Genomic DNA, 14,535 nt, shown 5'->3' with positions numbered 1-14,535 from the left:
ATCAGCAACCGCATGAAGATAGGTCTACTTCTCTGCTACCGAAGGCACATCTGGCTCAATACCATCAGGCAGGCCCAAGCCGTTTTCCGCGAACAAAAACCTTGCTGCCGATTCCGAATGGCAAAAGTAGTCGGACGCAATCGCGTCGAACGTAATTTGCTGACCAAGGCGTTGCGCCAAAAGTAATTCGCGTTCCAGTAACAATTGACGCATGGGCGCCAACCGTACCGCGCGTAACAAGTGGTCCAGCGCACCGTGAAAGTCGCCACCCGACGCGGCACAATTTGCGGCCCAAACATGCATGTCCGCTTTGTGAAGCAACCTGCCTGCGTAATCGTCAAGCAGCTCACCCAAAGCGTCAAAATCAGACGCGTCGTTCAGAGAACGCCCCTCTTCCATCAATGTTTCAAATTCTACTTCTTCGACATGTTCCAGTAGGCGCGCCCGAAGTTGCTGAACGGCCAGTTCATCTACTTTGAGACCAACAATACTATTCGTTTTAAAGTCTGGTATTGTTTCCTGATCCGGCCAGTCATGATCAACAACGAAATGCAAATACTTCGCCTTTGATGCCAAGGCCAAAGGGTTAAAATCCCCGAACCTGAGCATGATGATCTGCAAGCTTGATAATTCCACTATCAAGCACCCTTCTGGCACATAAAGCATGTTCGTCATGCCTGCGCCATGAACCGAGACGACGATCTCGGCTTGGGACATCAAACGCGCCTGTTCCAATACATTGTGATCCTCGAAATAGACGGTTTCGAAGCCGAGCCCATGGAGCATTTCAATTAGGAGGTCTTCGTTTACAATCCCGCGAAGGCGTCCGGCCTGCTTACGCCGGACATATAAACGCCGCGGCTTCGCGAGTGCTGCCTGATCATCCGCAGTTTCTTGCACCCGCGCGACCACGCGGTCCCGCAACATCCGCAACGGCTGTGCATAGCTGTTCATGGTAAGCGTCTTGTGGCTTTGTCGGTCAAGGTCCCGGTCTCGCCAGAGCCAACTTTTGCGACACAGGTCCCCGATCGACGGCATTTGGTCGTCGTGGGTTTGAAAATACAAGAATTTTGAATCCAAAACGACGAGTGCTTTTGACAGTCGGATATCTGCATATTGAAGCGCAACACGAGGCGCGAGTTCCGGGAAAAGTGACAGCACTTGGTCCTTTACGAAATCTCCCTGCCGTTTCGTTGCCGTGTGGATAATGATTAGTCCGGTCAAATTGTATTCACGGTACAACGCCAGGCTTGGCAACGTTTCGAGCGTGAAGTGGTAAAAGTTGAACAGGTTCTTCGCCATAATGACCAAGTTCAAATTGCGCACGTCGCCGTCTACAATTGGGATCGCCAAGTCGTTTTTCGCCCGTCTTTTTTCGAACGATTGGATTATCTTTTCGAGCCGCTTCTGTTTGCTCGGCGTATCTGTACGGGTCATTTTGACCAGCATTCTGCCGCCAGACGCCCCGCTAAAGAAATATTTGTTGCCTATTGTCGTGATCGTTTTGCTAATCCGCACATCTGTTGCAACGGCAAGCGTGTTCGGGAAAGCGACACCAGCGTTGAAGGCGCGAAATCGTTTGTACCGCTTAATTATGTTGGTCGCATGCTGGCGGTGACTTTGCGACGAAAGCGCAAAGAATATCAACTCCGTGATCAAGAATTTCAGGAGCAAGTGGTCGATCGTCGAGCCGTTGGATACCGTCATCCCGCCCCGGCCAAAATATATTTCCATGACGAATAGCTTGCGCAGAAATTTTAGATTTCCGAGGGGTTTCCCCTGTCATCGTTAGGCTCACTCATTAGTATTGGGTACGTTGGGTGCGCATCAGAGAACGCATCAACGATTACACAAAAATCTCGCAATAGGACGCGGTTCAGATTTAGGGCGACTTAATGATGGACACAACTATTGCGCCACGTTTGGGCCGAATAGGTCAACAGCAATGATCTTAGGGCAGTATTTATCACGCTGCCTTTTCACCACGTTCCGATGCCGCCCAACCCACTGCATCGGCACAAAAAAGCCCCCTGCTGTTCACACAGCAAGGGGCAAATTTATAGGATCACAGACGTGACCGCTTAAATTACCAATCTTCGCGTACGATTGTACGTGTTTTGATAGGCAATTTCATTGCTGCAAGGCGCAGGGCCTCGCGGGCAACGGATTCAGATACGCCGTCAATTTCGAACATGACGCGGCCTGGTTTGACCTTACATGCCCAAAAATCAATGGAACCTTTACCTTTACCCATACGCACTTCGACGGGCTTAGACGTCACTGGAGTGTCTGGGAAGATACGGATCCACACACGACCTTGACGCTTCATGTGACGCGTCATGGCACGACGTGCAGCTTCGATTTGACGGGCTGTAATGCGCTCTGGTTCGATGGCCTTAAGACCAAATGAACCAAAGTTCATGTCAGAGCCGCCCTTAGCTTCACCGCGGATGCGGCCTTTGTGAAGCTTGCGGTGTTTGGTACGCTTTGGCTGAAGCATTGTTCAGATCTCCTTAGCGACGGCCGGCGCCGCGAGGGATAGCACCCTCTTGGAGCTCAGCGTGTTTACGGTCATGCGCAGATGGATCGTGCTCCATGATGTCACCTTTGTAGATGAACACCTTGATGCCGATGATCCCATAAGGCGTCATCGCCTCGTAGTGAGCATAGTCGATGTCGGCGCGCAGTGTGTGAAGCGGCACGCGGCCCTCACGGTACCATTCAGTCCGCGCGATTTCAGCACCGCCAAGACGACCGGCGAGGTTGATACGGATGCCGAGGGCGCCCATACGCATGGAGTTCTGAACAGAACGTTTCATTGCACGACGGAAAGACACACGACGCTCGAGCTGCTGACCGATGTTTTCAGCAACCAGTGCTGCATCGAGTTCTGGCTTGCGAACTTCAACAATGTTGAGGTGCAATTCAGACGCAGTGAGTTTCGCCAGCTTCTGACGCAGACCTTCGATGTCTGCACCTTTCTTGCCAATGATCACACCTGGACGCGCTGCGTGGATTGTAACGCGGCACTTTTTGTGCGGACGTTCAATGATCACGCGGCTGATGCCAGACTGAGCGCATTCTTTCTTGATGAACGCTTTGATGGCGAGGTCTTCAAGAAGAAGGTCACCGTAGTCTTTGGTATCTGCATACCAACGGCTGTCCCAGGTACGGTTGACCTGAAGACGCATGCCGATTGGGTTTACTTTGTTACCCATTACGCTTGCTCCTCGACTTGACGCACCACGATGGTGATTTCTGCGAACGGCTTGATGATCTTGCCGAAACGGCCACGTGCCCGTGGACGACCGCGCTTCATGATCAGGTTTTTGCCGACGTAAGCTTCGGCAACAACCAGTTCATCAACGTCAAGGTTGTGGTTGTTCTCAGCGTTGGCGATTGCAGACTGAAGGCATTTCTTCACGTCTTCCGATACGCGCTTTTTAGAGAAAGTCAGGTCCGTCAGGGCCTTTTCAACTTTCTTACCGCGGATCAAGCCAGCAACGAGGTTCAGTTTCTGCGGGGACGTCTTCAGCATGCGCAGTTTTGCACGTGCTTCGTTGTCGGCCACGCGGCGGGGATTCTTATCCTTGCTCATGGCTTATTTCCGCTTCGCTTTTTTATCAGCAGCGTGACCGTAGTAAGTCCGAGTCGGGGAATATTCACCGAACTTCTGACCAATCATGTCTTCTGTGATGTTAACAGGGATGTGCTTCTTGCCGTTGTACACACCAAAAGTGAGACCAACGAACTGAGGCAGGATTGTAGAACGACGGGACCAGATTTTGATCACTTCGTTGCGGCCGCTTTCGCGGGTCGCTTCGGCCTTCTTGAGGACATATGCGTCCACAAATGGGCCTTTCCAGACGGAACGAGCCATACTTAACGACCCTTCTTCTTGGCGTGACGCGAGCGGATAATAAGCTTTTGCGACGCTTTGTTTTTGTTACGTGTACGCGCACCCTTGGTCGGCTTACCCCATGGAGTAACCGGATGACGACCACCAGATGTACGGCCTTCACCACCACCGTGTGGGTGATCGATCGGGTTCATCGCAACACCACGAACCGACGGACGAACGCCCTTGTGGCGCATACGACCGGCTTTACCGTAGTTCTGGTTGGAGTTGTCTGGGTTGGACACGGCACCGATTGTCGCCATGCATTCCTGACGGACGAGACGCAATTCACCGGAAGACAGACGGATCTGCGCGTAGCCACCATCACGACCAACGAATTGGGCGTATGTACCAGCTGCACGTGCGATCTGACCACCTTTACCAGGCTTCAGTTCGATGTTGTGTACGATTGTACCGATTGGCATGCCTGAGAACGGCATTGCGTTACCCGGCTTGATGTCGGCCTTTGCAGACGCGATCACCTTGTCGCCAACTGCCAGACGCTGAGGGGCCAGAATGTAGTTCTGTGTGCCATCTTCGTACTGGATCAGAGCGATAAATGCTGTCCGGTTCGGGTCATATTCGATCCGTGCGACAACAGCGGACATGTCCAGCTTGTTACGCTTGAAATCTACGATACGGTAAAGGCGCTTTGCACCCCCACCAATGCGACGCATTGTGATCCGTCCGGTGTTGTTCCGGCCGCCCGATTTAGTCAAACCCTGAGTAAGGGCCTTAACTGGACGTCCTTTCCAAAGCTCCGAACGGTCGATCAGCACCAGCCCGCGCTGGCCCGGCGTCGTCGGCTTATACGACTTAAGTGCCATGTTAGCTTCTTCCGTTTGCTTGGCGGTCTCTTACGAGACCTGATGTGAAGGCCCCCGTAGGTGCCAGAGTAGTCATAACACAAGGGCCCCGGAACGAATCCGAGGCCTTTGAATAGCGGGGATGTAGCAGGGGATGGTGGGGGTGGCAAGTGGGGAGTGCCGGTGTGGCAAACCTTTACACAATATGCTACTTTCTAAGGTAAATTGACGCGTTCAGAGAGGAAATTTTCATTGCGCACAATAGCGAGTAACCTGCTTGGAGCATCTGCCATAGTCTGCTTTCCGCTTGCACTCCAAGCAGATGACAACCGTTCCAATTTGACAAGATTCTTCTCCAGCCCCACGCTCTTCGAGAAAATGTGCGCTGACGGAACAGGTGTCGGATGCACCCAACTTGGCTACCACTATGAAATTGGCGATGGCGTGCCTCAATCAGATGATCTGGCCCTTGAATACTACAAAAGAGCGTGCGAGTTAGGTCACGCACGCGGGTGTAACAATCTTGGAGTGGTATTTCAGGATGGAAAAGGTACTGCGCAGGATGAGCAACAAGCCTTCATCGCCTTTGAACGCGCCTGCGAATTGAATTATCGGTCAGCATGCTCCGCAGTAGGGAGCCGCTATCTTTTTGGTGCGGGTGTAGAGGTCGACTTTCAAAAAGCACGTGAGCTTCTCGACGCTGAATGTGCACGCGAGGACGGCCGTGCATGCAGTCAACTTGGAAAGATATACCTTGAGGGTTTAGGCGTGGAGCCTGACATCCTAAAAGGTGCCCAGTTTACTAGACAGTCATGTGATTTAACTGAGCCAGTCGGATGTCGGAACCTCGGCTTGATTGCTGAACAGATAGGCGTCGAGCGCGAAGAGTGGCAAAAACACATGGATACAGCATGTTCAATGGGCGACTCTTTTAGCTGTGAGTACTAGTCTGGACAGACCAAGCCCTAGCCCGGAAACACGCCGTAGGCGCCGGGCCCGCGACGGCCCGTCCCGCGGACTGGCCCTTTGTGAGCGTAATGCAGCCCCATTCGTTTGAACGTGCTTGGCTCTGATAAAGTAGCCGTAACAGGCGGCACCGCTGCCAACCTACGGGCCGTCGCTGGTCCTTGTGAATGACTGTATCGTCGCTATGCTTGAGAGACTAACGATTGGAGAACGCCTTTATGACTGCCAACCAAATCATTATCCCGATAGCCCTGATTGGCTTTGCTGTTTTTGTTGTTTGGCTGATCATCGCAAACCGAAGCGCGAAGAAGGTGGATGAAAAGGTAGAGCATCGCCCGAATACGCCGCCAAGCCAGCTTGATCATGGAAGTATCGCGCGGAGCGTTGCAAACGGCTACGTACTTGGCAGCGATCAAACCTGAAGTCGGTGCCGTCGACTAGATGCTTGCCTAACTTTTCAATGAGCCATAATTTGACCGGATGACCGCAGTTTACCAAGAATGTAGCGCTTTATTTGAAGCTTTTATCGCCGGCGGCATTTCGCTCCTCATAGCTGGTATTTTAGTTATTCTTGCCCTGTCGCTCAGCAAGTTATGGCTCGTTGGCTTAGCAATCGTACCACCAATTTACTATTTGGCGTTGCAGCTTTCTGAAATTGCATTCCTTTTCTTGACGCTTTTTACACTCGGTCTTCCCCTACTCTTCTGTTTGTAGGTCGCAATTTCACTGGACCACGCAAAGGTATTACGACGCTGGGAAGAGCAATAACCACTGAGTGACGCTGTCACATTGTAGGCAATGTGACCTTGCGCACGCGTTGAAAGGGCATGGTGGCCCTTTCAACGGAAAGAGGCCCCCGCATCACTGCGAGGGCCTCCTCAATTTCAACGACGTCTAGTCTTTAAAGACCAGTGGATACGTCGATTGTGTTGCCTTCAACCAGCGTCACATAGGCTTTTTTCACGTCTTTACGTGTGCCAAGCTGGCCACGGAAACGCTTTACTTTACCTTTAGTGATCGTTGTGTTGACCGCTTTGACCTTCACACCAAAGAGCGCTTCAACAGCTTCTTTGATCTGTGGTTTGTTGCTGTCGATTGCCACTTCGAAAACCACGGCGTTGTTTTCAGACGCTGTTGTTGCTTTCTCTGTGATGATCGGCTTGCGGATCACGTCGTAATGTTCTGCCTTAGCGCTCATGACAAACGAGCCTCCAGTGCTTCCAGACCCGCTTTTGTGATGACCAAAGTATCAGACTTCAGGATGTCATACACGTTTGCGCCCTGCGACGGCAGGATGTCCAGTGTTTCGATGTTACGCGCAGCTTGTGCGAACTCAGCGTTCACAGTTGCACCGTCGATGATCAAGGCACGTTTCCAGCCCAATGCGCCAACTTGCTTGGCTACAGCGGATGTTTTCGCGTCTTTGACGTCGATGTTTTCAACAACGACGAGTTCACCAGCAGCGACCTTAGCGGACAGCGCGTGCTTGAGACCCAGCTTGCGGAACTTCTTTGGCAGGTCGTGTGCGTGGGACCGTGGTGTTGGCCCTTTGTACGTACCACCACCGCGGAAGATCGGAGCACCACGGGAACCGTGACGTGCGCCACCAGTACCTTTTTGGCGATAGATCTTCTTTGTGGAGAAGGACACTTCGGAACGACCAAGCACGTCGTGTGTGCCTGCCATTGCCTTGTTACGCTGCCAGCGAACCACACGGTGCAAGATGTCCTTGCGTGGTTCCAGACCGAAGATGGCTTCGTTCAGGTCAACAGACCCGGCTTTGCCACCGTCAAGATTGATTGCATCAGCCTTCATTGTTCTCGGCCTCCACTTCAGCAGCAGCCGCAGGAGCAGCCGCAGATTTCAAACCAGCAGGGTATACTGTGTTTTCAGGAGTTGGCTTTTTCACCGCATCCTTAACAGTCACCCAACCACCTTTGGAGCCGGGAACAGCGCCTTTGATCATGACCAAGCCACGCTCAACGTCAGTGCGCACAACTTGCAGGTTCTGCGTTGTGACTTTTGCAGCACCCATGTGGCCCGCCATTTTCTTACCTTTGAAAACGCGACCTGGATCCTGACACTGACCTGTTGAACCGTGCGAACGGTGAGAGATGGACACACCGTGTGTCGCACGCAAACCGCCGAAGTTGTGACGCTTCATCGCACCGGCAAAACCTTTACCGATAGATGTACCGGATACGTCAACGAACTGGCCGTCGAAGTAATGGTTTGCAGCGATTTCTTCGCCAACAGCGATCATGTTCTCTTCAGCAACGCGGAATTCAGCCAGCTTGCGCTTAGGCTCAACCTTCGCCGCAGCGAAGTGACCGCGCATCGCCTGAGACGTACGCTTTGCTTTGGCAGCACCGGCACCCAACTGAACAGCGACGTAACCGTCTTTGTCAGTTGTACGCTGTGCAACAACTTGCAGGTTTTCGAGGGAAAGCACAGTCACAGGGATCTGCTTGCCGTCTTCCATAAACAACCGGGTCATACCCAGTTTCTTTGCGATAATTCCGGAACGGAGCATAATATTCTACTCCTTATACGGAAATCTGGACGTCAACGCCCGCAGCCAGGTCGAGCTTCATCAGCGCGTCTACTGTCTGTGGTGTTGGGTCTACGATGTCGAGAAGACGCTTGTGCGTACGGATCTCAAACTGATCGCGGGATTTCTTGTCGATGTGCGGGCCACGCAGAACGGTGAACTTCTCGATCTTGTTCGGAAGCGGGATAGGACCGCGAACGGACGCCCCTGTACGTTTTGCTGTGGAAACGATTTCCTGTGTGCTTGCATCAAGCACCCGGTAATCAAACGCCTTCAGGCGAATACGGATGTTTTGGCTTTGTGCGGCCATGTGACATCACCCCTAAATTTAGGGTCTAGAACGGAGAGGAAGACTTACGCCCATCGCAGGCCCTCATCGCGTCTTTTAGTCCAACGGAAAGAGGGCACGCATGGCGTACCCTCATTGGATTGGGGTGCTATAGGGGGAGTCGGAGGATGTGGCAAGACCGTTTTTGACATCACCCGAGCAACGTAAAACAATTAGCAACATTTCCGGCCTAGGGTGTCGAAAATTGTTCAAAGGTGCGCGCGTGCTCAACTCGGTCAAGATATCCGTTAAACTCCCCATTGTCATCATCGCACTATGCCTTCTTGTTGGTGCTTCCATTTCCGTCTCTGCCTACCTGCAATCTCGGCAAACCCTACAGGCACTCGCAAAAGACACGATCGATGTCCTCATGATCGAACGTGCGGCCCAGATCGAAAGATGGGCGGCGAATATCGAAAGCCTTGTCGAAAGTTATAGTGCCGACCCAACCGTTCGCGATGCAGCGCTGAGTTTTACGAACACGTTTCGACTGATGGGCGATGATCCGACAGGGACCTTGCAAGAGGTCTACATCACAAACAACCCGCACCCATTTGGCGATCGAGATCTCCTTCTGAAACCAGATGCGCCGCATCGCTATCATCTGCAACATGAACGGTTGCACCCATTCTTTGCGGACATCGCCGAACGCGATGGATATTATGACATCTTCCTGTTCAATTTGGCCGGCGATCTGATCTATTCGACCGAGAAAGAATCCGACTTTGCGACCAACATCGTGACGGGGCCGTATGCTGATAGTGGCCTTGCAACGCTGGTTCGCCAATTGATGGACCAGGACGACAATACGCTGTCGTCAGTCGATTATTCGGCATACGAACCAAGCCATGGGGCACCAGCTGCATTTCTGGCAACCAAGATTGTCAGTGAATGGGGTGACACAATCGGTGTATTCGCCGTGCAGCTGCCTGATGACATCCCCACAGAAATTCTGAGCAATCCAGCTGGTCTGCAAAAAACAGGTGACATTATTGCGGTCGGACAAAACGGCAATGCGCGATCCGGATCCCGGTTTGATAACGGACCAGGCGTACTGGGAAACTTTGTCGACACCCAACGTCTGGCAGCATTCGCAAACACAGACGATTCCACGCTCGTCAATGTTGCCGGGTACCGTGGTGAAAACGTGATATCCATATTGCGACCAATTCGCGTCTTTGATTTTGACTGGTTATTGGTCGCCGAAATTGACACCGCAGAAGTCATTGCACCCGCGATCCAGCTGCGCAATATCATGACGATAATCGGGTTGGCGACTGTTTGTGTCTCGGGTGGCATTGGACTGCTCTTTGCTTCGAGCGTGACAACACCGCTGTCGCGACTTCGGAGCGCCATGGAAAACGTCGCTGGACGGCACGCTGATACAAAGATCAAGGACACCCATCGCGCCGATGAAATCGGTGACATCGCAAATACACTTGTCTCTTTCCGCGACCAATTAGACGCCAGCGACGAAGCGGCGCGAAACATCCAACGCCAACAAAGCGAACGCGACAAAGTCGTCGCAAAACTGAACGAGGCGCTGACAGGCCTTGCTCAGGGGGACTTGACGAAGACAATCGACATTCCATTTGCGGCGGAATTCGAACCTTTGCGGAATAATTATAACAATTCCATCCGGCATCTATCAGGCGTCGTTACCACACTTATCACGAATTCCGCCGCCATTCAGAGCGACGCTGATGACATGTTCAAGGCATCCAATGACCTGCAACTTCGCACAGAAAACCAAGCCGCGACGCTTGAAGAAACCGCCGCCGCATTGGACGAACTGACATCAAGTGTGAAGGCAGCCGCCAACGATGCAGAAAGTGTCAAGAATATCGTTTCAGAGGCCGAAACCGACGCGACAAGCAGCGGCCCAATTGTGGCACAAGCCGCGCAAGCGATGGCCCAAATTGAAACCTCATCAGGGTCCATTTCCGAAATCATTGAAGTCATCAATGGAATCGCGTTCCAAACAAACCTTTTGGCACTAAATGCCGGTGTTGAAGCAGCCCGAGCGGGCGACGCTGGGCGGGGCTTTGCAGTCGTTGCATCTGAAGTACGGGCACTTGCCCAACGGTCGACCGAGGCATCACAGAAAACGCAGCAGTTGATTGATAGCAGTACCGCCGAAGTCGCCCGAGGGGTATCGCTGGTAAATAAGGCAGGTGAAGCTCTGACAAGGATTGTGGGCCGTATGACCCATATCAACGAAGTTACCGCAAAGATCGCGGGCAGTGTTGCCGAACAATCCGGCTCACTTACCGAAATCAACGTAGGGGTTGCCAGTTTGGATCGCGTCACGCAGCAAAATGCCGCAATGGTCGATACGGTAACGCGTGGCGGGCAGTCGCTTAATGTGAGTGCTTCGAAACTGTCGGAAATTTCAGAGTACTTTCAGGTTTCACGAAACCAGCCTGAACAAGAAGCTATGCAGAACAACGCAGCGTGACCTATTCAATTCGTTGAAGGGTTGAATACCTTCCCCAAAACAAAAAGGCCGCGTCATTTCTGGCGCGGCCTTTTCGATAATCTTGAGCGAGGCGGGTTCTCGGGCACTTTCCTCAAGGGGAAAGTCCCTGCCACCCGCTTCTAAGTTTGTTTATTCAACAATCTTAGACACAACGCCGGCGCCAACAGTACGGCCACCTTCGCGGATCGCGAAGCGCAGGCCGTCTTCCATGGCGATTGGAGCGATCAGTTCAACGTTGAACTTCAGGTTGTCGCCCGGCATGACCATTTCTGTGCCTTCTGGAAGAACAACAGTGCCTGTCACGTCAGTTGTACGGAAGTAGAACTGTGGACGGTAGTTCGCGAAGAATGGTGTGTGACGACCGCCTTCTTCTTTTGTCAGAATGTAGGCTTCTGCTTCGAACTTTGTGTGCGGGTTCACGGAACCTGGCTTACACAGAACCTGACCACGCTCAACGCCATCACGGTCGATGCCGCGCAGCAGAACGCCAACGTTGTCGCCTGCTTCACCGCGATCAAGCAGCTTGCGGAACATTTCAACGCCAGTACATGTCGTTTTCTGTGTTTCACGGATACCAACGATGGACAGTTCGTCGCCAACGTTCACAACGCCACGCTCAACACGGCCAGTTACAACTGTACCACGACCAGAGATTGAGAACACGTCCTCAACTGGCAGCAGGAACGGCATATCAACCGCACGTGCAGGTGTCGGGATGTAGTCGTCAACAGCTGCCATCAGAGCAACGATTGAGTCTTTACCGATGTTGTCGTCACGCTCTTCCATAGCTGCCAGAGCAGAGCCTGGAACCACTGGAATGTCGTCGCCTGGGTATTCGTAAGAAGACAGCAACTCACGGATTTCCATTTCAACCAGTTCCAACAACTCTTCGTCGTCAACCTGGTCAACTTTGTTCATGTAAACAACCATGTACGGGATGCCAACCTGACGGCCGAGCAGGATGTGCTCGCGTGTCTGTGGCATTGGGCCGTCTGCTGCGTTCACAACCAAGATCGCGCCGTCCATTTGGGCAGCACCAGTGATCATGTTTTTCACGTAGTCGGCGTGACCTGGGCAGTCAACGTGCGCGTAGTGACGTGTTTCAGTCTCGTACTCAACGTGTGCTGTAGAGATCGTGATACCACGTGCTTTTTCTTCTGGCGCGCCGTCGATCTGGTCGTAGTCTTGGAAGTCGCCAAAGTACTTTGTAATCGCCGCTGTCAGCGTCGTTTTACCGTGGTCAACGTGGCCGATTGTACCGATGTTGACGTGCGGTTTCGTGCGTTCAAACTTTTCCTTAGCCATGATGGCCTCCTTAAATAATCCCACCTTGGGGATATTCGATTGTCTGGATTGGGCGGCGGGCTGTTAGGCCCGCCAACCGTTTATGCAAATTTCGCTTGGATCTCTTCAGAGATGTTCGACGGTACTGGATCGTAGTGGTCGAACTGCATCGAGAACTGCGCACGTCCGGAGGACATGGAGCGCAATGTGTTGATGTAGCCGAACATGTTCGCCAGTGGCACCATTGCGTCGATTGCAATAGCGTTACCCCGTGTATCCTGACCCTGAACCTGACCCCGACGGGATGTCAGATCGCCGATGATACCACCTGTGTATTCGTCAGGTGTGATCACTTCGACCTTCATGATTGGTTCGAGCAATTTCGCACCCGCTTTGCGCATGCCTTCACGCATACACATACGCGCAGCGATTTCGAACGCCATGATGGAAGAGTCAACGTCGTGGAACTTACCGTCGATCAACGCCACTTTGAAGTCGATCACAGGGAAGCCAGCCAAAGGACCGTTGTCCATAACGGACAGGATGCCTTTTTCGACGCCTGGGATGTATTCTTTTGGCACGGAACCACCAACGATGCGGGATTCGAAAGAATAGCCTTCGCCCGGCTCTGTCGGTGTGATGATCATTTTCACTTCGCCGAACTGACCAGACCCACCAGATTGTTTCTTGTGAGTGTAAGTGTGTTCAACTTCGTGACCAATGGTTTCACGATAAGCAACCTGTGGCGCACCGATGTTCGCCTCAACCTTGAATTCACGCTTCATGCGGTCAACAAGAATGTCGAGGTGAAGTTCGCCCATACCCTTCATGATGGTCTGACCGGATTCAAGATCAGTTTCCACGCGGAAGGATGGATCCTCGGCTGACAAGCGCTGAAGGGCGAGGCCCATCTTTTCTTGGTCGCCTTTTGTTTTTGGCTCAACGGCGATCTCGATCACAGGATCTGGGAACGTCATTGTTTCAAGAACAACTGGATCGTTTGGCGCACAGATGGTGTCACCTGTTGTTGTGTTCTTCAGACCACCCAACGCAATGATGTCACCAGCGAATGCTTCGTTGATTTCTTCACGGTCGTTAGAGTGCATCATCATCATACGGCCAACACGCTCTTTGTTACCCTTGGTAGAGTTGAGCATGGTGTCACCCTTAGACAATGTACCGGAGTAAATCCGTGTAAATGTCAAAGAGCCCACAAATGGGTCGTTCATGATTTTGAATGCGAGGCCGGAGAACGCCATATCGTCATCCGCACGACGTGCGATGTTACGAACTTCTTCTTCGTCGCCTGGCTTAAAGCCCATGTAGTCAACAACGTCGAGCGGGCTCGGCAGGTAGTCGACAACAGCGTTCAACAGAGGCTGAACACCTTTGTTCTTGAACGCAGAACCGCCCAGAACAGGAACGAAAGACAGGTTCAGACAACCCTTACGGACCAGTTTGCGCAGTGTTGGCACGTCTGGTTCGTTACCTTCGAGGTACGCTTCCATCGCATCGTCGTCCTGCTCAACAGCAGCTTCGACAAGACGCTCACGGAATTCCGCAGCTTTGTCAGCAAGATCGGCACGGATCGGTGCTTTGATCCATGATGCACCAAGGTCTTCACCCTGCCACAACCATTCTTCCATAGTGACGAGGTCAACAAGGCCTTCCAGCTCTGTTTCCGCACCAATCGGGAATGCGATAGGAATAGCGCGCGCGCCAGTCCGGTCTTCGATCATGTTGACGCAGTTAAAGAAGTCAGCGCCGATTTTGTCCATTTTGTTGACAAAAACCATACGCGGAACTTTGTAGCGGTCAGCCTGACGCCAAACAGTTTCGGTCTGTGGTTCAACACCAGCGTTGGCGTCAAGAACACAAACAGCACCATCGAGAACAGCCAAGGAACGTTCAACTTCGATTGTGAAGTCAACGTGGCCTGGTGTGTCGATGATGTTCATGCGGTGCTTAGGAGAGTCAGCTTCTGTGCCGTTCTCTGTGCGTTCCCAGAATGTCGTGGTCGCAGCGGAAGTAATTGTAATACCCCGTTCCTGCTCCTGCTCCATCCAGTCCATTGTCGCAGCACCATCGTGCACTTCGCCGATGTTGTGGGACTTACCTGTATAGTACAGGATACGTTCGGAACATGTGGTTTTACCCGCATCGATGTGCGCAATGATACCAAAGTTCCGGTACAGTTCGAGTGGATACTCGCGTGCCATATCA

Annotated in this window: 15 protein-coding genes; 3 read left to right on the top strand and 12 right to left on the bottom strand. The window is 52.4% G+C overall.

Annotation, left to right across the window (positions count from 1 at the left end):
* Positions 1–24: 24 nt before the first annotated feature.
* The 6 genes from K3729_05245 to rplB all read right to left on the bottom strand — a co-directional run bounded on the left by K3729_05245 (position 25) and on the right by rplB (position 4,725).
* Positions 25–1,437, bottom strand: coding sequence for a glycosyltransferase family 61 protein (locus K3729_05245; protein ID UWR00183.1), 1,413 nt, complete (start codon positions 1,435–1,437; stop codon positions 25–27).
* 649 nt (positions 1,438–2,086) lie between these two features.
* Positions 2,087–2,500, bottom strand: a complete 414-nt coding sequence (rplP, locus tag K3729_05240; GenBank protein UWR00182.1) for a 50S ribosomal protein L16 — start codon at positions 2,498–2,500, stop codon at positions 2,087–2,089.
* 13 nt (positions 2,501–2,513) lie between these two features.
* Positions 2,514–3,218 carry a 30S ribosomal protein S3 gene (rpsC, locus tag K3729_05235; protein ID UWR00181.1) on the bottom strand — a complete coding sequence of 235 codons (705 nt, stop codon included), beginning with the start codon at positions 3,216–3,218 and terminating at the stop codon, positions 2,514–2,516.
* Positions 3,218–3,598, bottom strand: a complete 381-nt coding sequence (gene rplV, locus K3729_05230; protein UWR00180.1) for a 50S ribosomal protein L22 — start codon at positions 3,596–3,598, stop codon at positions 3,218–3,220. Before rplV ends, rpsC begins: the two co-directional genes overlap by 1 nt.
* Before the next feature lie 3 nt (positions 3,599–3,601).
* A complete protein-coding gene (gene rpsS, locus K3729_05225) occupies positions 3,602–3,880 on the bottom strand; it encodes a 30S ribosomal protein S19 (protein UWR00179.1) in 279 nt (92 codons plus the stop codon).
* Between the two features lie 2 nt (positions 3,881–3,882).
* Positions 3,883–4,725: a 50S ribosomal protein L2 gene (gene rplB, locus K3729_05220; GenBank protein ID UWR00178.1), complete on the bottom strand. Its 843-nt coding sequence runs from the start codon at positions 4,723–4,725 to the stop codon at positions 3,883–3,885.
* A gap of 204 nt (positions 4,726–4,929) precedes the next feature.
* On the opposite strand from rplB, the gene K3729_05215 reads away from it, so the two are divergent.
* Together K3729_05215 and K3729_05210 are read left to right on the top strand one after the other, a co-directional pair.
* On the top strand, positions 4,930–5,652 hold the full coding sequence (locus tag K3729_05215; GenBank protein ID UWR00177.1) for a sel1 repeat family protein: 723 nt from the start codon (positions 4,930–4,932) through the stop codon (positions 5,650–5,652).
* Between the two features lie 236 nt (positions 5,653–5,888).
* Complete coding sequence (locus K3729_05210; GenBank protein ID UWR00176.1) at positions 5,889–6,092, top strand: hypothetical protein; 204 nt, start codon at positions 5,889–5,891, stop codon at positions 6,090–6,092.
* Positions 6,093–6,571: 479 nt separating this feature from the next.
* On the opposite strand, the gene K3729_05205 is transcribed toward K3729_05210, so the two are convergent.
* The 4 genes from K3729_05205 to rpsJ are packed head-to-tail and all read right to left on the bottom strand — an operon-like array spanning position 6,572 to position 8,531.
* Complete coding sequence (locus K3729_05205) at positions 6,572–6,868, bottom strand: 50S ribosomal protein L23 (GenBank protein UWR00175.1); 297 nt, start codon at positions 6,866–6,868, stop codon at positions 6,572–6,574.
* Positions 6,865–7,485: a 50S ribosomal protein L4 gene (rplD, locus tag K3729_05200; protein UWR00174.1), complete on the bottom strand. Its 621-nt coding sequence runs from the start codon at positions 7,483–7,485 to the stop codon at positions 6,865–6,867. Before rplD ends, K3729_05205 begins: the two co-directional genes overlap by 4 nt.
* Positions 7,475–8,203: a 50S ribosomal protein L3 gene (rplC, locus tag K3729_05195; protein ID UWR00173.1), complete on the bottom strand. Its 729-nt coding sequence runs from the start codon at positions 8,201–8,203 to the stop codon at positions 7,475–7,477. The genes rplD and rplC overlap by 11 nt, the downstream gene beginning before the upstream one ends.
* Positions 8,204–8,216: 13 nt before the next feature.
* Positions 8,217–8,531, bottom strand: coding sequence for a 30S ribosomal protein S10 (gene rpsJ, locus K3729_05190; protein UWR00172.1), 315 nt, complete (start codon positions 8,529–8,531; stop codon positions 8,217–8,219).
* 241 nt (positions 8,532–8,772) lie between these two features.
* Between rpsJ and K3729_05185 the strand changes: the two genes are divergently transcribed.
* The gene (locus tag K3729_05185; GenBank protein UWR00171.1) at positions 8,773–11,007 is read left to right on the top strand and encodes a HAMP domain-containing protein; all 2,235 of its coding nucleotides are present in this window, start codon (positions 8,773–8,775) and stop codon (positions 11,005–11,007) included.
* A 150-nt stretch (positions 11,008–11,157) separates the two neighbouring features.
* Here K3729_05185 and tuf read toward each other — a convergent pair whose 3' ends face one another.
* Together tuf and fusA are read right to left on the bottom strand one after the other, a co-directional pair.
* Positions 11,158–12,333, bottom strand: coding sequence for an elongation factor Tu (gene tuf / locus K3729_05180; GenBank protein UWR00170.1), 1,176 nt, complete (start codon positions 12,331–12,333; stop codon positions 11,158–11,160).
* 80 nt (positions 12,334–12,413) lie between these two features.
* Positions 12,414–14,531, bottom strand: a complete 2,118-nt coding sequence (gene fusA / locus K3729_05175; GenBank protein ID UWR00169.1) for an elongation factor G — start codon at positions 14,529–14,531, stop codon at positions 12,414–12,416.
* Positions 14,532–14,535: the final 4 nt, after the last annotated feature.

Source organism: Rhodobacteraceae bacterium S2214 (assembly GCA_025141675.1).
Classification (GTDB): domain Bacteria; phylum Pseudomonadota; class Alphaproteobacteria; order Rhodobacterales; family Rhodobacteraceae; genus Yoonia.
This window is presented reverse-complemented; position numbering and strand designations above follow the sequence as displayed.

Coding starts and splice junctions, on each gene's coding strand:
- K3729_05245 (UWR00183.1), bottom strand. CDS start 1,437: ATGACCCGTACAGATACGCCGAGCAAACAGAAGCGGCTCGAAAAGATA.
- rplP (UWR00182.1), bottom strand. CDS start 2,500: ATGCTTCAGCCAAAGCGTACCAAACACCGCAAGCTTCACAAAGGCCGC.
- rpsC (UWR00181.1), bottom strand. CDS start 3,218: ATGGGTAACAAAGTAAACCCAATCGGCATGCGTCTTCAGGTCAACCGT.
- rplV (UWR00180.1), bottom strand. CDS start 3,598: ATGAGCAAGGATAAGAATCCCCGCCGCGTGGCCGACAACGAAGCACGT.
- rpsS (UWR00179.1), bottom strand. CDS start 3,880: ATGGCTCGTTCCGTCTGGAAAGGCCCATTTGTGGACGCATATGTCCTC.
- rplB (UWR00178.1), bottom strand. CDS start 4,725: ATGGCACTTAAGTCGTATAAGCCGACGACGCCGGGCCAGCGCGGGCTG.
- K3729_05210 (UWR00176.1), top strand. CDS start 5,889: ATGACTGCCAACCAAATCATTATCCCGATAGCCCTGATTGGCTTTGCT.
- K3729_05205 (UWR00175.1), bottom strand. CDS start 6,868: ATGAGCGCTAAGGCAGAACATTACGACGTGATCCGCAAGCCGATCATC.
- rplD (UWR00174.1), bottom strand. CDS start 7,485: ATGAAGGCTGATGCAATCAATCTTGACGGTGGCAAAGCCGGGTCTGTT.
- rplC (UWR00173.1), bottom strand. CDS start 8,203: ATGCTCCGTTCCGGAATTATCGCAAAGAAACTGGGTATGACCCGGTTG.
- rpsJ (UWR00172.1), bottom strand. CDS start 8,531: ATGGCCGCACAAAGCCAAAACATCCGTATTCGCCTGAAGGCGTTTGAT.
- tuf (UWR00170.1), bottom strand. CDS start 12,333: ATGGCTAAGGAAAAGTTTGAACGCACGAAACCGCACGTCAACATCGGT.
- fusA (UWR00169.1), bottom strand. CDS start 14,531: ATGGCACGCGAGTATCCACTCGAACTGTACCGGAACTTTGGTATCATT.